The organism is Streptomyces sp. NPDC091271, from assembly GCF_044757505.1.
Lineage (GTDB): Bacteria > Actinomycetota > Actinomycetes > Streptomycetales > Streptomycetaceae > Streptomyces.
Map to the genome: position 1 here is coordinate 73288 of NZ_JBIVVD010000001.1, position 16826 is coordinate 90113.

Annotated in this window: 22 protein-coding genes; 10 read left to right on the forward strand and 12 right to left on the reverse strand. The window is 72.1% G+C overall.

Translation table 11 applies throughout. The annotated features are described in order from the left end of the window. The first annotated feature begins 175 nt into the window (after nt 1-175). The 3 genes from ACIQM3_RS00390 to ACIQM3_RS00400 all read left to right on the forward strand — a co-directional run bounded on the left by ACIQM3_RS00390 (nt 176) and on the right by ACIQM3_RS00400 (nt 2262). Nucleotides 176-748, forward strand: a complete 573-nt coding sequence (locus tag ACIQM3_RS00390; protein ID WP_362932633.1) for an FABP family protein — start codon at nt 176-178, stop codon at nt 746-748. A 65-nt stretch (nt 749-813) separates the two neighbouring features. Further along, the gene (locus ACIQM3_RS00395; RefSeq protein WP_401616789.1) at nt 814-1266 is read left to right on the forward strand and encodes a Fur family transcriptional regulator; all 453 of its coding nucleotides are present in this window, start codon (nt 814-816) and stop codon (nt 1264-1266) included. Nucleotides 1267-1296: 30 nt separating this feature from the next. Beyond that, complete coding sequence (locus ACIQM3_RS00400; RefSeq protein ID WP_401616792.1) at nt 1297-2262, forward strand: YgfZ/GcvT domain-containing protein; 966 nt, start codon at nt 1297-1299, stop codon at nt 2260-2262. 18 nt (nt 2263-2280) lie between these two features. On the opposite strand, the gene dtd is transcribed toward ACIQM3_RS00400, so the two are convergent. Continuing rightward, nucleotides 2281-2730: a D-aminoacyl-tRNA deacylase gene (gene dtd / locus ACIQM3_RS00405; RefSeq protein WP_401616795.1), complete on the reverse strand. Its 450-nt coding sequence runs from the start codon at nt 2728-2730 to the stop codon at nt 2281-2283. A gap of 115 nt (nt 2731-2845) precedes the next feature. On the opposite strand from dtd, the gene ACIQM3_RS00410 reads away from it, so the two are divergent. The 3 genes from ACIQM3_RS00410 (at nt 2846) to ACIQM3_RS00420 (ending at nt 5884) form a co-directional block, all read left to right on the forward strand. Beyond that, nucleotides 2846-3526, forward strand: a complete 681-nt coding sequence (locus tag ACIQM3_RS00410) for an ABC transporter substrate-binding protein (RefSeq protein WP_401616797.1) — start codon at nt 2846-2848, stop codon at nt 3524-3526. A gap of 52 nt (nt 3527-3578) precedes the next feature. After that, a complete protein-coding gene (locus ACIQM3_RS00415) occupies nt 3579-4556 on the forward strand; it encodes an asparaginase (protein ID WP_401616800.1) in 978 nt (325 codons plus the stop codon). Nucleotides 4557-4630: 74 nt separating this feature from the next. After that, nucleotides 4631-5884: a GNAT family N-acetyltransferase gene (locus ACIQM3_RS00420; protein WP_401616803.1), complete on the forward strand. Its 1254-nt coding sequence runs from the start codon at nt 4631-4633 to the stop codon at nt 5882-5884. A 76-nt stretch (nt 5885-5960) separates the two neighbouring features. On the opposite strand, the gene ACIQM3_RS00425 is transcribed toward ACIQM3_RS00420, so the two are convergent. Together ACIQM3_RS00425 and ACIQM3_RS00430 are read right to left on the reverse strand one after the other, a co-directional pair. Continuing rightward, nucleotides 5961-6734 (reverse strand): ABC transporter permease, encoded by a 774-nt coding sequence (locus tag ACIQM3_RS00425; protein WP_401616806.1) that lies wholly within the window; start codon nt 6732-6734, stop codon nt 5961-5963. After that, nucleotides 6727-7695: an ATP-binding cassette domain-containing protein gene (locus ACIQM3_RS00430; protein ID WP_401616808.1), complete on the reverse strand. Its 969-nt coding sequence runs from the start codon at nt 7693-7695 to the stop codon at nt 6727-6729. The genes ACIQM3_RS00425 and ACIQM3_RS00430 overlap by 8 nt, the downstream gene beginning before the upstream one ends. A gap of 97 nt (nt 7696-7792) precedes the next feature. Here ACIQM3_RS00430 and ACIQM3_RS00435 point away from each other — a divergent pair, with 97 nt between their 5' ends. Both ACIQM3_RS00435 and ACIQM3_RS00440 read left to right on the forward strand, forming a co-directional pair. Next, nucleotides 7793-8566, forward strand: coding sequence for a TetR/AcrR family transcriptional regulator (locus ACIQM3_RS00435; protein ID WP_401616811.1), 774 nt, complete (start codon nt 7793-7795; stop codon nt 8564-8566). After that, nucleotides 8563-9207 carry a TetR/AcrR family transcriptional regulator gene (locus ACIQM3_RS00440; protein WP_401616814.1) on the forward strand — a complete coding sequence of 215 codons (645 nt, stop codon included), beginning with the start codon at nt 8563-8565 and terminating at the stop codon, nt 9205-9207. Before ACIQM3_RS00435 ends, ACIQM3_RS00440 begins: the two co-directional genes overlap by 4 nt. Here the strand turns inward: ACIQM3_RS00440 and ACIQM3_RS00445 are convergent. The 9 genes from ACIQM3_RS00445 to ACIQM3_RS00485 form a co-directional block, all read right to left on the reverse strand. After that, nucleotides 9176-9982, reverse strand: a complete 807-nt coding sequence (locus ACIQM3_RS00445; RefSeq protein ID WP_401616816.1) for a phosphotransferase enzyme family protein — start codon at nt 9980-9982, stop codon at nt 9176-9178. The genes ACIQM3_RS00440 and ACIQM3_RS00445 overlap by 32 nt on opposite strands. Beyond that, nucleotides 9979-10602, reverse strand: coding sequence for an HAD family hydrolase (locus ACIQM3_RS00450; RefSeq protein ID WP_401616819.1), 624 nt, complete (start codon nt 10600-10602; stop codon nt 9979-9981). The genes ACIQM3_RS00445 and ACIQM3_RS00450 overlap by 4 nt, the downstream gene beginning before the upstream one ends. Beyond that, nucleotides 10599-11087: a TIGR03618 family F420-dependent PPOX class oxidoreductase gene (locus ACIQM3_RS00455; protein WP_401616822.1), complete on the reverse strand. Its 489-nt coding sequence runs from the start codon at nt 11085-11087 to the stop codon at nt 10599-10601. The genes ACIQM3_RS00450 and ACIQM3_RS00455 overlap by 4 nt, the downstream gene beginning before the upstream one ends. A gap of 41 nt (nt 11088-11128) precedes the next feature. Continuing rightward, on the reverse strand, nt 11129-12490 hold the full coding sequence (locus ACIQM3_RS00460; RefSeq protein ID WP_401619899.1) for an MFS transporter: 1362 nt from the start codon (nt 12488-12490) through the stop codon (nt 11129-11131). Between the two features lie 238 nt (nt 12491-12728). Then, complete coding sequence (locus ACIQM3_RS00465) at nt 12729-13220, reverse strand: MarR family winged helix-turn-helix transcriptional regulator (protein WP_401616825.1); 492 nt, start codon at nt 13218-13220, stop codon at nt 12729-12731. A 69-nt stretch (nt 13221-13289) separates the two neighbouring features. Beyond that, a complete protein-coding gene (locus tag ACIQM3_RS00470; protein WP_401616828.1) occupies nt 13290-13625 on the reverse strand; it encodes a deoxyxylulose-5-phosphate synthase in 336 nt (111 codons plus the stop codon). Nucleotides 13626-13665: 40 nt separating this feature from the next. After that, entirely contained in the window at nt 13666-14013 is a 348-nt protein-coding gene (locus ACIQM3_RS00475; RefSeq protein ID WP_401616831.1) for a hypothetical protein, read from the reverse strand. A gap of 51 nt (nt 14014-14064) precedes the next feature. Then, nucleotides 14065-14658 (reverse strand): DinB family protein, encoded by a 594-nt coding sequence (locus ACIQM3_RS00480; protein ID WP_401616834.1) that lies wholly within the window; start codon nt 14656-14658, stop codon nt 14065-14067. A 178-nt stretch (nt 14659-14836) separates the two neighbouring features. Next, nucleotides 14837-15358 carry an ATP-binding protein gene (locus ACIQM3_RS00485; protein WP_401616836.1) on the reverse strand — a complete coding sequence of 174 codons (522 nt, stop codon included), beginning with the start codon at nt 15356-15358 and terminating at the stop codon, nt 14837-14839. A gap of 134 nt (nt 15359-15492) precedes the next feature. On the opposite strand from ACIQM3_RS00485, the gene ACIQM3_RS00490 reads away from it, so the two are divergent. Continuing rightward, the gene (locus tag ACIQM3_RS00490; RefSeq protein ID WP_401616839.1) at nt 15493-16002 is read left to right on the forward strand and encodes a helix-turn-helix domain-containing protein; all 510 of its coding nucleotides are present in this window, start codon (nt 15493-15495) and stop codon (nt 16000-16002) included. A 32-nt stretch (nt 16003-16034) separates the two neighbouring features. After that, entirely contained in the window at nt 16035-16733 is a 699-nt protein-coding gene (locus ACIQM3_RS00495; RefSeq protein WP_401616843.1) for a hypothetical protein, read from the forward strand. Nucleotides 16734-16826: the final 93 nt, after the last annotated feature.

The following is a 16826-nucleotide window of genomic DNA, read 5'->3' on the forward strand; positions in this document are numbered from 1 at the left end:
TGTCGTTCGTTCCGAGGAGCTCCCGTGCTTGAGGCTTTCTTCTCCGCCCTGCTGGTCCTGGTCTGCGTCGGCGTGCTCGCCTTCGCCGCCGTGACCGTGAAGAAGCTGTACCAGGGCCAGCGCTGACCCTCGCCGAACACTTTCCGTACACCCTCACAGATCGTCTGAGCCGCTCATGATCGAGATTCCGTCCGACCTTCACCCGGACCTCGTGCCGCTGGCCTTCCTCCTCGGTAACTGGGCGGGTGCGGGCGTCTCCGACTTCCCCGGTGCCGAGAAGTGCAACTTCGGCCAGGAAGTCACCTTCAGCCACGACGGCCGTGACTTCCTCGAGTACGTCTCGCACTCCTGGGTGCTGGACGCCGAGGGCAAGCAGGTCAAGCCGCTCGAGTCCGAGTCCGGCTACTGGCGCATCGACAAGGACCGCAAGGTCGAGATCGTCATGGTCCGCGACCAGGGCATCGTCGAGGTCTGGTACGGCGAGCTGGCGAAGCAGAAGCCGCAGATCGACATCGTCACCGACGCGGTGGCCCGCACTGCGGCCTCCGGGCCGTACAGCGGCGGCAAGCGTCTCTACGGCTATGTGAACAGCGACCTGATGTGGGTCGGCGAGAAGTCCACCCCCGACGTGGAGCTGCGGCCGTACATGTCGGCGCACCTGAAGAAGGTCGTCACCCCGGAAGAGGTCGCCGCCATGGCGAAGAGCCTCGGGGACATGCCGGACGACGGCATCGCGTTCTTCAAGTAGGCCCTGCCGGGGGTGTGGAGCGCCGGTCCGACGGGCCGGGGCTCGCTCCGCCCTACACTGGGCACGTGGTGAGCACCGACTGGAAGACCGATCTTCGGCAGCGTGGCTACCGGCTGACGCCTCAGCGTCAGCTCGTCCTGGAGGCCGTGGACAAGCTGGAGCACGCGACGCCCGACGACATCCTCTGCGAGGTGCGCAGGACGGCGTCGGGTGTGAACATCTCCACCGTCTACCGGACCCTGGAGCTCCTCGAGGAGCTCGGGCTGGTCAGCCATGCCCACCTCGGGCACGGCTCCCCGACCTACCACCTCGCGGACCGCCACCACCACATCCACCTGGTCTGCCGGGACTGCACGGACGTCATCGAGGCCGATGTGGACGTGGTCGCCGACTTCACGGCGAAGCTGCGGGAGACGTTCGGTTTCGAGACCGACATGAAGCACTTCGCGATCTTCGGACGCTGTGCCGACTGCGCGGCGAAGGCCGGTGCGCCGGAGGAACCCGGCAGCGCCCGGTAGCCGGGGCCGCGCGGGTCGTACGCTGGTCGCATGAAGAGCCCCTTGCTGTCCCTGCCCGGCGCCGTCCCCGCCGAGGGGCGCGACGAAGGCGTCGCCGCGCACTACGGCGACCTGTTCCGTGAGCAACGCGCACTCGCCGACGGCAGCGGCCTCGTCGACCTCTCGCACCGCGGGGTCGTCACGGTCACCGGCGACGACCGGCTGGCCTGGCTGCACCTGCTGCTCACCCAGCACGTCAGCGACCTCGCGCCGAACCAGGCGACCGAGGCGCTGATCCTCTCCGCCAACGGGCACATCGAGCACGCCGTCTATCTGGTCGACGACGGTACGACGGTGTGGATGCACGCCGAGCCGGAGACCCAGGGCGAGCTGATCGCGTACCTGGAGTCGATGAAGTTCTTCTACCGGGTCGAGGTCGCCGACCGCACCGAGGACATCGCCGTCGTGCACCTTCCGGCCGGCTCCATCGCCGAGGTCCCGGAGGGTGCCGCCGTGCGGGAGACGGCGCACGGCCGCGACCTCTTCCTGCCCCGGGCCGACCTGGAGGCGTACGCCGCCGAGCACGGCCCGGTGGCCGGGATCCTGGCGTACGAGGCGCTTCGCGTCGAGGCGCACCGCCCCCGCCTGAACTTCGAGACCGACCACCGCACCATCCCGCACGAGCTGGGCTGGATCGGCAGTGCCGTGCATCTGCAGAAGGGCTGCTACCGGGGCCAGGAGACGGTCGCCCGTGTCCACAACCTGGGGAAGCCGCCCCGCCGCCTCGTCTTCCTGCACCTCGACGGCAGCGAGGTCCATCTGCCGGGCCACGGGACGCCGGTCAGGCTCGCCGCCGACGGCCAGGAGGGCCGCCAGCTCGGCTTCATCACCACCTCGGCCCGCCACCACGAGCTGGGGCCGATCGCCCTGGCGCTGGTGAAGCGGAACGTCGCGGTGGACGCGGAGCTGATCGCAGGGGACACCGCGGCGGCCCAGGAGCCGGTCGTCGAGCCGTAGGCGGTGCCGGAGGGCCCGCTACACCTCGACGAGCACGGTGAACGGGCCGTGGTTCGTGAGCGAGACGCGCATGTCCGCCCCGAACCGGCCCGTCTCCACCCGCGCCCCGAGGGCGCGCAGCCGCGCCACCACTTCGTCGACCAGCGGCTCGGCGACATCGCCCGGCGCGGCGGCGTTCCACGTGGGCCTGCGGCCCTTCCTGGCGTCCCCGTAGAGAGTGAACTGCGAAATGACCATAAGCGGTGCATTCACGTCCGAGCAGGACTTCTCGCCCTCCAGGATCCGCAGGGTCCACAGCTTGCGGGCGAGCTGCGCCGCCTTCTCCGCGGTGTCGCCGTGAGCGACCCCCACCAGCACACACAGGCCCTCGCCGACGATCTCGCCGACCGTTCCGGTCCCCGACGGATCGTCCGCGGCGCCCGCCACGGTGACGCTCGCGCCGTCCACTCTCTGTATCACTGCACGCATACAGACCAACCTATCTTGGGCTGAACGGGTACAGAGCACCTGCGTGAACACCGTGCGTAGTGGCACCATGCACGGTGTCGGTGTGCCGACGCACCGGTCGAGGGGACGGAACATCATGACGACACATGGAACCGGGCCATCACCCGGTGCCGTACCAGGGACACGTACAGCTGCCGGCCTGCGGCCGCCGGTGCAGCGGACCGGTACCGCGCCGCCCGGCCAGCTGCCCGCCCCACCGCTCGTACATCTGCCGGGAGCGGTGTCCGTGCCCGGGCAGTCCGGGGGCGGTGCGGTCGAAGGACTGGCCTCCGTACGCCCGCAGCCCGAATTCGGGGGGCTGCGGCTGCCGGACCTGCGCTCCCTGCGCCGTGACGCCCAGCGCGACGAGGCGGACCTCAGCTACGTACGCCGTCTGGTCCAGGGCCGGATCGACATCCTGCGCGCCGAGCTCGCCCGCCGGGTGGACCCCGAGTCGCCCGTCGTGGACCGGCTCTCGGAGATCCTCGCCGACACCCCGTCCGTCCACCGCTCCTCGGCCCGGCACGTCACCCTCACCACGCCGCGCAGCGACGAGTACCGCCAACTGGCGGCGGACACGCTCGCGGAGGTCGAGCTCTCCGACCTCGACGCCCGGACGGACGAAGAACTCCTCACCGCCATGGGACGGCTCGTCCGCTACGAGCAGCAGGTGTCCCGGCGCCGTCACCGGCTCCAGCGGACCGTCGACGATTGCAGCGCGGAGATCGCCCGCAGGTACCGTGACGGGGAAGCACAAGTAGAGGACCTGCTCGCCTGAGGTGACCCTTCGGGGGGCGGGTCACGCCCGTCCCCGGAAGGCCATCACCCCCATGAGCTCCTCCATAGCCTCGTACGCGTCCTCCTCGCCCGTGCCCCCGGTCCTGGCCGAGGTCGTGCGGTCCGGCTTCACCGAGGGCCACCACAGGGGGTCGCTCGTCGTCCTGGCCGCGGACGGGAGCGTGGAGCTCGCGCTCGGCGACCCGGCGGCCCCGGTCTTCCCGCGCTCGTCCAACAAGCCGATGCAGGCCGCCGCGATCCTCCGGGCCGGTCTCGACCTCTCCGGGGAGCGGCTGGCGCTGGCGGCCGCGAGCCACTCGGGCGAGGCCTTCCACCTCGACCTGGTGCGCACGATGCTCGCCGAGCACGGGCTGAAGCCGGACGATCTGCAGACGCCGCCCGATCTGCCCCTGGATCCCGTCGAGGCGGAGGCGTACCTCGCCGCCGGGGGTGTGCGGGAGCCGCTCACGATGAACTGCTCCGGCAAGCACGCGGCGATGCTCGCCGTCTGCGTACGCAACGGATGGGACACCGCGACGTATCTCGACCCGGCCCACCCGCTGCAGCGGCTGGTCGGCGAGGTCGTCGCGGAGGCGGCGGGCGAACCCGTCGCGTCGATCGGCACGGACGGCTGCGGGGCCCCGCTGATGGCGATCGGGCTGGTGGGCCTGGCCCGTGCGTTCCGGACGTTCGTGCTGGCGGAGCCGGGCACGGCGGAGCGCCGGGTCGCGGACGCGATGCGGGCGCACCCCGAGTACGTCGCGGGCACGCGGCGGCCGGACACCTGGCTGATGCGGGAGGTGCCGGGCACGCTCTCCAAGATGGGCGCGGAGGCGGTCCAGGCGGTGGCCCTCCCGGACGGCAGGGCCCTGGCCTTCAAGATCGACGACGGCTCCACCCGCGCCCTGGGCCCGGTGCTGGCCCGCGCCCTCGGGATGCTGGGTGTCGACGCCCCGGTGGTGTCCCGCATCGGGCGGGCCCCGCTGCTGGGCGGTGGCGCCGAGGTCGGCGAGATCCGGGCGGCGTTCTGAGCGGGGGTTCCAACGGTGGGGGCGGCGGGAAAAGCGGGCGACATCGCGAACGCGCTGTGCCTAGCGTGGGCCGCATGAGCCTTGATCCGCGTACCGTCTCCGAAGCCGAATACCCTCACTGGCTGCGGGCCGTGGGGACCGGGTTCCTCCGGTCGGCCTCGGTGCCGGCGGAGGAGGAGGTCGCGGTGCGCCTGGCCCATACCGATCTCTCCCGTGTCCAGGGGGTGTTCGACGCCGGACGCTGCGTCGCCACCTTCGCCTCGTTCGCACAGGAGCTGACCGTCGTGGGCGGCGCGAAGGTGCGGGCCGACGCGGTCACGGGCGTGACGGTGACCCCGACGCACCGCCGGCGCGGGCTGCTCAGCCGGATGATGGCCACGGACCTGGCGGCGGCGAAGGAACGCGGTGACGTGGTCGCCTCGCTGATCGCCGCCGAGTACCCGATCTACGGGCGGTACGGATTCGGGCCGGCCTCCTGGACCACCGAGTGGGAGATCGACGTCCCCCGCGCGGGTCTGGACCCGCGCGCCCGGGTCCCCTCCGAGGCGGACGGCGGCCGGATCGAGCTGGTGGACGGCGCGGACGTACGCAAGCTGGGCCCCGAGCTCCACGGCCGCCTCGCCGCGCGGCAGCACGGGGTGGTGTCCCGGGACGAGCGCTGGTGGCAGCGCAGCACGGGCGTGGACGTCCCGGCGTCCGACAAGTGGACGGAGCCGTTCTACGCGGTGTACCGGTCGGCGGACGGGGAGACGGACGGGCTGATCGCCTACCGCGCCGACGACAAGTGGGGAGACCGGAAGCAGCCGCTCAACACGGCGACGGTGGCCGGCATGATCGCGACGACCCCCGCGGCGGAACGCGCCCTGTGGCACTTCGTCTGCTCCATCGACTGGATCACCACGGTCCGCTCGGGCTACCGCGCGCCCGACGACCTGCTCCCGCTGCTCCTCCCGGACCCGCGCGCCGCCCGCGTCGTGACCCAGGCGGACTGGCTGTGGCTGCGCGTCCTGGACGTCCCCCGGGCGCTGGAGGCACGCACGTACGCGACCGAGGGCTCCCTGGTCCTGGACGTCCGGGACGGAGCGGGCCTGGCGGGCGGCCGTTTCCTGCTGGAGGCGTCACCGTCCGGCGCCTCGTGCGCCCCCACGACACGGGACGCCGACCTCACGCTGGACGTGGCGGAGCTGGCGACCCTCTGTCTGGGCGACGAGTCCCCGGTACGGCTGGCGGCGCTGGGCCGGCTCGACGAGCACCGGGCGGGCGCGGCGGAGACGGCGGACGCGGTGTTCCGGACGCCACGGCGGGCGTGGTGTCCGGACGTGTTCTGAGGCTTCACCACGGGCGATGGAGCAGCCGGGACCCCGCGCGAGGTCCTGGGCGCCTACGACCGCTGGCCCTGGGGCGTCACCGCGTCCGCGTTTTGAAGAGCACCCCCGACAGGGCCACGGCCACCAGCAGGATCCCGGCCGCCCACGAGAGCGCGGTCCAGGGGGCGTTGCCCACCGGCTGATCCAGGAGGAGACCGCGGAGGGATTCGATGGCCGGGGTGACCGGCTGGTGGTCGGCGAAGCCGTGGAGCCAGCCCGGCATGCTGTCGACCGGGACGAAGGCGCTGCTCGGGTACGGGAGGAACGACATGAAGAAGGTGAATCCGCCGGCCGCCTCCGGTGTGCGGGCGAGCAGGCCGATCGCCGCCGAGATCCAGGACAGCGCCACGATGTAGGCGAGGAGCACTGCGGCGACGGTGAGCCAGCCCGCGGCGGTGGCTGCGGGGCGGAAGCCGATGAGCAGGGCCACGGCGAACACCAGCGTGGTGGAGACCAGGTTGCGCACCGTGCTCGCCACGACATGCCCGGCCAGCACCGGAGTCCCGCCGATGTCCATGGAGCGGAAGCGGTCGATGATGCCGCCCTTCATGTCCTCGCTCACCGCCACGGCGGTGGTGGCCGAGCCGAAGCCGGCGCAGAGGAAGAGGACGCCGGGGACGACGTACATGACGTACGTGTCGTAGCCCGCCCCCGTGTCGATCGCCCCGCCGAAGAAGTAGACGAAGATCAGCATCAGCATGATCGGCAGCATCATCGACGTGATGACGGCGTCGATGTTGCGGCGGCTGATGAGCAGGCTGCGGCCGGTCATGACCGTGGCGTGGGTCAGGGCTCCGGGTGCGTCAGACATGGGCGGGTGCCTCCGTCTTCTCGGCGGTGAGGGCGAGGAACACGTCGTCGAGGGTCGCGCTGTGCACGGAGAAGCGGTCGACGTCGGTGCGGTGCGGGTCGATCTCGTCGAGCAGGGCGCGGGCGTGGGCGGCGGTGCCGTCCGTGGGGATGCCCAGCGTGAGGGTCTCGGGGGAGTGGTGGACGGCGCGGGTCGCGAGCCGGAGATAGGCCTCACGGCTGCTGAGGACGAGGTCCAGACGGTGTCCGGCGACGCGTGACTTCAGCGCCTCCGGGGTGCCCTCGGCGACGCTGCCGCCCTGGTGGAGCACGGTGATGCGGTCGGCGAGCTGGTCCGCCTCCTCCAGGTACTGGGTGGTGAGCAGCACCGCGGCGCCCCGGCCGGCGAGGTCGCGGACGACCTGCCAGAGCTCGCGGCGGCTGCGCGGGTCGAGGCCGGTGGTGGGCTCGTCGAGGAAGAAGACGCCGGGCTCGGGCGAGCCCACCAGTCCCGCGGCCAGGTCCAGGCGGCGCCGCATGCCCCCGGAGTACGTACGGGCCTGCCTGCGGGCCGCGTCGGTGAGGTCGAAGCGCCCGAGGAGTTCCTCGGCGCGGCGCCGGGCCTGGCTGCGGGGCAGACCGGACAGCCGCGCCATCATCCGCAGGTTCTCCTCGCCGGTCAGCGTCTCGTCCACGGCGGCGAACTGTCCGGTCAGGCTGATGGCGCGGCGGACCCGGCGCCGGTCGGTGACGACGTCGTACCCGGCGACGCGCGCCGTGCCGGAGTCGGCGGTGGTGAGGGTGGCGAGGATCCGCACGGTCGTGGTCTTGCCCGCGCCGTTGGGGCCGAGCAGTGCGTGGATCCCGGCGCGCGCGACCCGGAGGCCGACGCCGTCCAGGACGCGGACCCGGGCTCCCGGTTTTCCGTAGGACTTGGTCAGGCCTTGCGCCTCGATCATGACGTCGTTCATGGCCGTGGACATGATGATCCCCCTTCTGCGTATGGCATACGCGTTACTGCGTAAGCATTACGCAAACCTAGGATGGTGGCAAGCCAGTACTGGGGAAGGCGGCTTTCGGGTGACGGAGAACAGCAGCGCGTCGGGCGGCACGGGCCTGCCGGCCAGCATCGAGGCCGCGTGGGGCCTGCGCGACCGGCCGGTCAAGGGCCCGAAGCCCGGCCTGACGCTGGACCGCATCGTCGCCGCGGCCGTGGAGGTGGCGGCGGCGGAGGGGCTCTCGGCCGTCTCCATGGGCCGGGTCGCCAAGGAGCTGGGCGCCTCCACGATGTCGCTCTACCGCTACGTCTCCGCCAAGGAGGAGCTCTACGTCCTCATGCAGGAGGCGGTCATGGGCGTCCCCGAGCCGCTGCCCGCGCTGGAGGAGGGGGCGGGCTGGCGCGAGGCGATCGCCCAGTGGGCATGGGCCCAGCGCCGGATGTTCGGGCGCCACCTGTGGTCCCTGCGCATCCCGATCGGGGGTCCGCCGGCCAGCCCGCACATGGTGCTGTGGTGGGAACAGGGGCTCCAGGCGCTGGCGGGCAGCGGCCTGTCCCCGGGCGACAAGATCTCGGTCATCCTCCTCGTCTCGGGCTTCGTGCGGAACGAGGCCACGCTCATGAGCGACATCTCCGCTGCGGTCGAGGACAAGGGCGTCTCCCCGGAGGAATTCATGGCGCGGTGGGAGCGGACGGTGCGCAGGCTCGTCGACCCGGTACGCAATCCGGAGCTGGCGAATCTGCTGGAGACGGGGATCATGAGCGAGCCGGACGAACCGGACTACGAGTTCGTGTTCGGTCTCGAACGGATCCTCGACGGGGTCGAGGCGCTCATCGAGAAGGGCACACCCTCATGAGCGCCGAGAGGATCAGCCTGCGCGAGCGGAAGAAGCAGCTGACCTACGAGGCCGTCTCCGAGGCCGCGATCTCGATGTTCCTCGAACGGGGCTTCGACAAGGTCTCGGTGGCCGAGGTGGCGGCGGCGGCCGACATCTCGAAGCCGACGCTGTTCCGCTACTTCCCCGCCAAGGAGGACCTGGTCCTGCACCGGTTCGCCGACCACGAGGACGAGGCCGCCCGCGTCGTCGACGGCCGGCCGGACGGCACCACCCCGCTGGACGCGCTGCGACGCCACTTCCTCGACGGCCTGGAACACCGCGACCCGGTGACCGGGCTCTGCGACCACCCGGACGTGCTGGCCTTCCACCGGCTGCTCTACGGGACCCCGTCACTCGTCGCCCGCCTGTACGCCTACCAGGGCCGCTCCGAGGCCGCGCTCGCCCGCGCCCTCGACCCCGGCATCCCGGTGGCGGCGCGGCTCGCGGCGGGCCAGATCATCGCCGTACTGCGGATCCTGGCCGAGGAGAACTGGCGGCGGATCGACGCGGGGGAGAGCACCGGCCAGGTGTACGCGGACGCGGTGGAGGCCGCCGGTCTGGCCTTCGCCCAGCTGGAGGAAGGGCTGCTCATGACCCGTCCCGGAGAAGCCCCTCGGTGAACACCGCGCGGTGCGCGGCCAGCCACGCCTGGTGGCGGTCCCAGCGCTCCCAGCCGCCGCGTTCCGCGAGGGCGCGCACATAGAGGGGGTCGCCGCCGCGTACCCGCCGCTCGGAGAAGGCACGGGCCGCCGCCGCGGCCTGTTCGACCGCCGGGAGGAGAGCGGTGCGGTCCTCGGCCGTCAGGCCGTAGCCGTCGGCGAGGACGCGGAGCCGGCGCGCCGTGCCGGGATCCTCCGCGAACATCGGCACCCAGTAGCGCGCGGCTGTCGCGACGTCCCAGAGCGGACGGCCGGGAGCGGCCAGGTCGAAGTCGATGAGGGCGGCGGCGCGGCCCTCACGGAAGACCACGTTCTCCGGGCAGACGTCGTTGTGACAGAGGATCAGGGCGGTGTCCGGCAAAGACGCGGCTTCCGGGTCGGCCAGTTCGGCAGGCCACGCGACGGTGCGGTCCACGGGCAGGGAGGCGGACGCCCGGTGCAGCCGCCGCAGCAGTACGCCGACCGAGCGCAGCGCCTCGTCGGTGAGCGACCAGGGCGGGAAGGGCGGGAGCGGGACATCACCGGGGACGTAGCCGAGCCGCTCGCGGAGGCCGTCACCGCTCATCCCCATCGGTGTCGGGGCGCCGTCGAAGCCCGCGACGGCCAGCGCCCTCAGGTGGGCGTGGAGTGCGGGGGCGTGCGGCTGGGCCGGTCGCTCGACCGTGTCCCCCCGGCGGACGACGGCGCCCGGGTGGGTCATGCCGCCGTGCAGTACCTCTCCCTCGTCCTCGCTCATGCCTCTCCCGGAGTGATGCCGAACGGCCCGTGCAGATCGGCCGGTTCACGGAAATGTACGCCGGTCATGCCGAGCGCGACGGCCGCGTCGACGTTCTCCCGGCTGTCGTCCACGAAGAGACAACGGTCCATCGGCACCCCGGCCCGTGCGGCGGCGATCCGGTAGATCGCGGGGTCCGGCTTGGCGACCCCCTCGACGGCGCTGCTGACCACATGGTGGGCCAGGTCCGTGAGCCCCAGGGCGGCGAGGTCCTCGGCCAGCCGGGGTGTGGCGTTGGTGACGAGCACCAGCGGTACGCGGGCCCGGATCCGGCGCAGCAGGGCGACGACCGTCCCGTCCGCCCGGAACGGCGCCTCCGCGAGCGCCCTGCCCAGCTCCCGGGCCTCGGCCTCGCCGACCCGGCGGGCGAGGGCGAGTGCGATGGTCCCGGCCCACTCCTCCAGGGTGATCCGGCCCAGGAGGAGCGGGAGATCGACCTCGGGGGCGTACGCGATGTCCTCCGTGGTGCCCTCCGGCAGGCCGGCCGCCCGCTCCAGAGCGGCCAGGTGCGTCACGTCGTAGAAGCGGACCACGTTGTCGAGGTCGCACAGCACGGCGTCGTAGGCCAGGTCGTGCGTCACCGCTCGGCCTTCTCCGTCACGTCCAGGGCCGCTCCGTACAGCCTCGACACCCGGAGCCTGATCACCACGCGGTGTTCCGCCACCGCCTGCTCCAGGAAGGCCCGTTCGTCCGCCGGGTCGTCGAAATCCGGTGCCAGGGAGAGGAGTTCCCGTCCGACGGCGTCCCCGGCGGCCAGGGTCGGCTCCGACACCTCCGCCAGTCCCTCGGCCACGGCGAACGACCAGACGTCGCCGCCGTCGACATGCAGGGAGGCGTGCGGGTTCCGTCGCAGGACGCGGGTCTTGAGGCGGCCCTCGGTGGAGGAGACGCGCAGGACGCGCTCGCCGGCGTCCCAGCGGTACAGCACGGTCGACAGGTGCGGATGGCCGGTGGAACGGACCGCTGCGAGCACTCCGAACTGCTGTTCCTGGAGGATCCGGGAGAGCGCCCGGTCTGGGAGGGTGCGGGGCGCGGGCCCGCTCTTCGTCTCGTCGGTGGTGTTCACGGTGCGTACCTTTCGGAGTTCGGGGTTCGGAGTCCGGTGCTTCAGGGGCGGGTCGTCGCGGAGCGGGCGGGTCGCAGGACGAGGAACGCCACGGCGAAGGCGGCGACGAGCAGTCCGGTGCCGACGGTGAACGCGAGCTGGTAGCCGCCGGTCAGCGCCTCGGCCCGGCGGTGACCCTCGCCGAGCAGCCGGTCGGTCCGGGACGCCGCCAGGGTGGTCAGCACCGCGACACCGACGGCCATGCCGACCTGCTGGGCGGTGTTGAAGACCCCGGACACGAGCCCGGCGTCGTCCTTGCCCGCACCGGACATCCCGAGGGAGGTCAGCGCGGGCAGTGCCAGGCCGAAGCCGGCCGCGAGGAGTAGAACGGGGAGCACGTCGGTGACGTACCGCGCGTCCATGGGGATCCGGGTGAGGAACCCGAGGGCGCCGATCAGCAGGACGATGCCGGTCAGCAGCACGGCGCGCTCGCCGAACCGGGCGTTCAGCCGGGCCGATATCCCCAGGGAGACGCCCCCGATGACGGTGGCGGCCGGGAGCATGGCGAGCCCCGTCCCGGCGGCCCCGTATCCGAGGACGTTCTGCAGATGCTGCGCGAGGATGATCTGGAACGAGAACAGCGCGGCGACGATGAGGACCAGGACCAGATTGGCCCCGGCGACGCTGCGGGAACGCAGGATCCTCAGGGGCATGAGCGGGGTCCGGGCGGTGGCCTGGCGTACGACGAACGCTCCGAGCAGCGCGAGCGCGACCGCCCCGAGTCCGAGCGTGGGCACGGAGATCCAGCCGTACTCCTCGACCTTGACCACCGTGTAGATCCCCAGCATCAGGCCCGCCGTCACGAGAGCGGCCCCGATGACGTCGGCGCCGGCGGCGAGCCCGGGGCCACGGTCGGCGGGCAGGACCCGGCGGGCGACCAGGAGGGTCGCCACACCGATCGGCAGGTTGATGAAGAAGATCCAGTGCCAGCTGAGGGCATCGGTGAGAACCCCGCCGAGCACCTGCCCGATGGACGCGCCCGCGGCGCCGGTGAACGAGAACACGGCGATGGCCCTGGCCCGTTCGCGGGGTTCGCCGAACAGGGTGATGAGGATGCCCAGCCCGACGGCGGAGGCCATCGCGCTGCCGACTCCCTGGAGGAAGCGGGCGGCGATGAGCATCGCGGGGGTCGTGGCCGCACCGGCCAGCAGGGAGGCGAGGGTGAAGACGGCGGTGCCGGCCAGGAACACCCGGGTGCGGCCGATCAGGTCGCCGATCCGGCCCGCGAGCAGGAGCAGGCTGCCGAAGGCGATCAGGTAGGCGTTGACCACCCAGCTGAGGCCGGCGGAGGTGAACCCCAGGTCACGCTGGATGGTGGGCATGGCCACGGTGACGATCGAGCCGTCGAGGGTGAGCGTGAGCATCCCCGCGGCGATCACCGCGAGGGCGAGCCCGCGGCGGCGGGCGGTCGCCCCGGACGCGGTGGGTCCAGAAGCGTCGGCGGCAGTGGGTCCAGAAGCGGTCGGTTCATGAGTGCTGGAGCTGGGGCGGCGGTGCGAGGCATCAACGGCCATCGGTCTTCTCCTGTCGGACGGGTCGACAAGAGAGACCGTAACAGATGGTTCTGTTGCGGACTATCTTTTACGGTCTCGTCCGGAGTGATTACCCCTGCCCCTGGCGCGCCCGCCGGACCGGCCGGGGGTTCTCGGAGGGGGTGGCCAGGTGGCCCGTGGCCAGCTGGTTCAGTGCGCGCAGCAGTGCCTCGCGGTCACCGCCGGGGAGCGCCTCCAGAGCCTCCCGATGCACCCGGTCGACGATTTCCTGGCTCTGCACGGCGACCCGGGCGCCTTCCTCGGTGACGGCGATGATCCGGGCCCGCCGGTCGCGGCTGGAGGGGCGCCGCTCGGCCAGCCCCGCGCTCTCCAGGGCGTCCACGGTCACCACCATCGTGGTCTTGTCCATGTCGCCGATCTCGGCGAGCTGGATCTGGGTGCGCTCCTCCTCCAGGGCGTGGACGAGGACGCAGTGCATGCGCGCGGTCAGCCCGATCCCGTCCAGCGCGGCCGCCATCCGGGTCCGCAGGACGTGGCTGGTGTGGTCGAGGAGGAAGGACAGGTCGGGTGATGTGCGGGCGGTGGGGGTGAGGGCGGTCATGCCGCCCAGCGTAACAATTCGTACCGTGGCAGATCGTCCACAAGGGGACGTTAGGGTGGCCGGGCGCCCTTACCGCGGCAGCTCCCGCCGGAGCAGGGACTTCGCGAACGGCTCCCCGGTTCTCTGCGCGTACGCCATGCGCTCCTTCACCTCGCTCAGCCTGCGCGGGCGGTAGCCCGGCCCGTCGCTGCAGCCCGCGTGGAAGCGGACACCGGCGTTCAGCAGCACCGAGAGGGTGCGCCACCCCGCGGTGTCCCGCCGCCTCGGTGCCGCGAAGGCGGAGCCGAGATGGACCAGCGCCCCGGCGCACCGGGGGCAGACGCGGTCCGCCCGCTCCCTGTCGCAGGGCTGCTTGTACGAGGCCCGGCACGGCAGGCAGACGTACGAGGTCCTGGACGGAGGCATGCGGCCAGGGTAGGGCGCGTGCCCCCGCCGTTCGACCGGTTTACGCGCCCCCGGCCCGGCGTCCGCACCTGTGCCACAGGCGGCCGGCCCGGCGCCGCAGCGGCCGTCGGCTCCGCGGGCGTCCGCCCGGCGACGGGCCGACCCCGCGGGCGGTCTCCCACGGGCGGTCGGGCGAGAGCAGCGGGGCCTTGCGCTCGGCCTGTGCCCGGATCTCGTGGTGGGCGTCGTGGGCGGTCACCCGGAACGCCTCGTCGTAGGACGCCAGCGCCGCGCTGATGGCCGTCCCGGCGGTGCCTCGCCGCCGGACGTGGGACGCCAGCCACCGGAAGAGGCCCATGACGGCGGCGAGCGCGCCCGCGAGTACGAGCAGTGGCAGGAGGTCGCTCATGGGGCCGACGCTACGGGACCGGCGGCCCCGCCAGGCCTCCGTCCCGCGGTGTCACGCATCCCGGTCGGCTTCACGGGCCGCGCGCTCCAGCCGGTTCCGGTGGTCCGCCCACCACGCGGCGTCACCCGGCGGGATGCTGTCGTTGCCCTTGCTCATCCCCACGGCGCCGTCGATGAGTTCCCGGACGATGTCGGCGTGCCCGGCGTGCCGGTGCGTATCGCCGATCACGCGGACCACGGCATGGTGCAGAGTCACCTCGGCCCGGTGGCTCGGCCACCACGGGACGGTGCCGACCGTGTCCAACGGCAGCGCGTCGAGCGTCGCGTCCGCGTGGGCCCAGGCCCGGTGGTACAGCCCCACGATCCGCTCACGTGACTCGTCGGCGGTCGCCCACATGTCCGCGTTGGGCTCGGCCCCTTCCTCGACCCACGGCAACGCCTCGCCGGACGGCCGTCCGAACGTGTCGCCGAGGTAACCCAGTTCCACACTCGCCACGTGCTTGACCAGGCCCAGGATGTTGGTGCCGGTCGGCGTCAGGGGGCGTCGTGCGTCGTACTCGGACAGCCCTTCGAGCTTCCAGAGCAGTGCGTCGCGGGCCGACTGCAGATAGAAGTGGAGGTCGGCCTTGGCGTCAGGTGCGGTCATGCCGCCCAGCCTGCCCCGCCGGTGCCGCCCCACGGAAGCCCGTCACGGGGGCCCGCCCCCCGGATCTGCCGCCGGTCGTTGGGAAGTTGCGGACGACTGGTGGTGGCTTTTGCCTGGTTTGGACGTCCGTAACCTCCCAACGACCGGCGGGGGTGGGGGGAGGGGGTGGGGTGGGGGTTCAGGTGGTGGTGGAGCTTGCGATTCGTTGTGCGGCTTGGGTGGGGGTGAGGGTCGTCGTGTCGATCACCTCGGCCTCGTCGTGCAGCCAGGTGCGCGCCGCCTCGGCGTAGGGCTCGAGGTACTGGAGGCGGAACGTGGAGGGGCCGAGGTCGAAGTCCCCCTCGATGCGGCCGCGGAGGGTCTCCTGGTCGGCGTGGAGGACGAAGTGCCGCACCGGGATCCTGTGCCGGGCGAGGCCCGCGCTGATCTCGCGCCAGTACTGCTCGACCAGGACGGTCATGGGCATCACCAGGGTGCCGCCGGCGTAGTCGAGCACGTGGCGGGCGGTCTCGACCACGAGGGGCCGCCACGGCGGCCAGTCCTGGAAGTTGCCCGTCCAGGGCAGCCCCGGCGTGATGTCCATGAGCGTCTCGCCGACCTTCTCGGCGTCGAACACCCGCGAATCCGGGATCAGCTGCTGCACGAGCGCGCTGGTCGTCGTCTTGCCGGCGCCGTGGGTGCCGTTGAGCCATACGATCATGGGCCGACGCTAGCGCCGGGGCGGCCCAGGGAGGCGGGCGCGGCGGGGGTTCGGTACGGCGCTGTGACATGACGCGGAACACTTTTGCAAGCAGGCGCTTGCAAAAGTTAGCAAGAGTGATGCAGTATCGACCCATGGCATCACTCAACGTCGGCAATCTCGGCGAGTACCTGCGTGAGCAGCGGCGTACCGCGCAGCTCTCCCTGCGGCAGCTCGCCGACGCCGCCGGGGTGTCCAATCCGTATCTCAGCCAGATCGAGCGCGGTCTGCGCAAGCCGAGCGCCGAGGTGCTGCAGCAGGTCGCCAAGGCCCTGCGGATCTCGGCCGAGACGCTCTACGTGCGCGCCGGGATCCTCGATGAGCGGGAGCGGGAGGAGCTGGAGACGCGGGCGGTCATATTGGCCGATCCGTCGATCAACGAGCGGCAGAAGAACGTACTGCTGCAGATCTACGACTCCTTCCGCCGGGAGAACGGTTTCGATGTCGCGCCCGACACCGGCGCCGAGTTCCACGGTGCCGCCGACGCGAAGAGCAGAATCGATGCCGACGCGGAAAGCGGTGCCGACGCGGACGGTGCCGGTCCGGATGCCCGCGGCCCCCGCACGGCCGGCGGCAGTGACGCAGACCCACCAGCTACCAGCTAACCGACTTCTGATGATCCGGGAGGACCACAGTCATGGCCATCACCGATGACCTGCGCAAGACCCTCACCGACCCCACCCCCTTCTACTTCGCCGCCGGCACCGCCGAGCTCGCCGTGGAGCAGGCGCGCAAGGTCCCCGCTCTGCTCGACCAGCTCAGGGCCGAGGCGCCCGAGCGGATCGAGGCCGTGCGCAACACCGACCCGAAGGCCGTCCAGGAGCGGGTCACCACGCAGGCCAAGGAGGCTCAGGCCACCGTGCAGGCGAAGGTGACCGAGGTCTTCGGGGCGCTGGACACCGACCTGAAGAAGTGGGGCGAGACCGCCCAGGACCTGGCGCTGCGGAGCGTGGGTGTGGCCGCGGAGTACGCGGTCCGCGCCCGGGAGACGTACGAGAAGGTCGCCGAGCGCGGCGAGCAGAGCGTGCGGACGTGGCGCGGCGAGACGGCCGACGAGATCGTCGAGATCGCCGCCGTCGTCGAGGCGGAGCCGAAGTCCGTGCCGAAGCAGAAGTCCGAGGCGGCGACCAAGCCGGTGACCCCCGCCAAGCCGGTGACCTCCGCCAAGCCGGTGACCCCCGCGAAGCCGGTAGCCGCGAAGCCGGTGGCGCCTGCCGCGAAGAAGCCCGCGCCGAAGGCCGCCGAGTCCAAGGCGGCGCCCGCCGCGACGCCGAAGAAGACGGCGCCCGTGCGCAAGCCCGCGGCGAAGAAGACCACCCCGCCCTCCGCGAAGTAGAGGCAAGCGGTTCCGGGGTTGCCGGAAGAGCGGGCCGGGCACCTTTGGGGGTGCCCGGGTCGTTGTCCCGGTACCTTGGCCGCGAGGCGCTCA

Excerpts from the sequence above, each read along its gene's own strand:
- ACIQM3_RS00440 (WP_401616814.1), top strand. The coding sequence starts at position 8,563 with ATGAGCGCCGAGAGGATCAGCCTGCGCGAGCGGAAGAAGCAGCTGACC.
- ACIQM3_RS00485 (WP_401616836.1), bottom strand. The coding sequence starts at position 15,358 with ATGATCGTATGGCTCAACGGCACCCACGGCGCCGGCAAGACGACGACC.
- ACIQM3_RS00480 (WP_401616834.1), bottom strand. The coding sequence starts at position 14,658 with ATGACCGCACCTGACGCCAAGGCCGACCTCCACTTCTATCTGCAGTCG.
- ACIQM3_RS00415 (WP_401616800.1), top strand. The coding sequence starts at position 3,579 with ATGAGCTCCTCCATAGCCTCGTACGCGTCCTCCTCGCCCGTGCCCCCG.
- dtd (WP_401616795.1), bottom strand. The coding sequence starts at position 2,730 with ATGCGTGCAGTGATACAGAGAGTGGACGGCGCGAGCGTCACCGTGGCG.
- ACIQM3_RS00460 (WP_401619899.1), bottom strand. The coding sequence starts at position 12,490 with ATGCTCACGCTCACCCTCGACGGCTCGATCGTCACCGTGGCCATGCCC.
- ACIQM3_RS00420 (WP_401616803.1), top strand. The coding sequence starts at position 4,631 with ATGAGCCTTGATCCGCGTACCGTCTCCGAAGCCGAATACCCTCACTGG.
- ACIQM3_RS00495 (WP_401616843.1), top strand. The coding sequence starts at position 16,035 with ATGGCCATCACCGATGACCTGCGCAAGACCCTCACCGACCCCACCCCC.
- ACIQM3_RS00400 (WP_401616792.1), top strand. The coding sequence starts at position 1,297 with ATGAAGAGCCCCTTGCTGTCCCTGCCCGGCGCCGTCCCCGCCGAGGGG.
- ACIQM3_RS00475 (WP_401616831.1), bottom strand. The coding sequence starts at position 14,013 with ATGAGCGACCTCCTGCCACTGCTCGTACTCGCGGGCGCGCTCGCCGCC.
- ACIQM3_RS00430 (WP_401616808.1), bottom strand. The coding sequence starts at position 7,695 with ATGTCCACGGCCATGAACGACGTCATGATCGAGGCGCAAGGCCTGACC.
- ACIQM3_RS00470 (WP_401616828.1), bottom strand. The coding sequence starts at position 13,625 with ATGCCTCCGTCCAGGACCTCGTACGTCTGCCTGCCGTGCCGGGCCTCG.
- ACIQM3_RS00465 (WP_401616825.1), bottom strand. The coding sequence starts at position 13,220 with ATGACCGCCCTCACCCCCACCGCCCGCACATCACCCGACCTGTCCTTC.
- ACIQM3_RS00490 (WP_401616839.1), top strand. The coding sequence starts at position 15,493 with ATGGCATCACTCAACGTCGGCAATCTCGGCGAGTACCTGCGTGAGCAG.
- ACIQM3_RS00410 (WP_401616797.1), top strand. The coding sequence starts at position 2,846 with ATGACGACACATGGAACCGGGCCATCACCCGGTGCCGTACCAGGGACA.
- ACIQM3_RS00445 (WP_401616816.1), bottom strand. The coding sequence starts at position 9,982 with ATGAGCGAGGACGAGGGAGAGGTACTGCACGGCGGCATGACCCACCCG.
- ACIQM3_RS00390 (WP_362932633.1), top strand. The coding sequence starts at position 176 with ATGATCGAGATTCCGTCCGACCTTCACCCGGACCTCGTGCCGCTGGCC.
- ACIQM3_RS00425 (WP_401616806.1), bottom strand. The coding sequence starts at position 6,734 with ATGTCTGACGCACCCGGAGCCCTGACCCACGCCACGGTCATGACCGGC.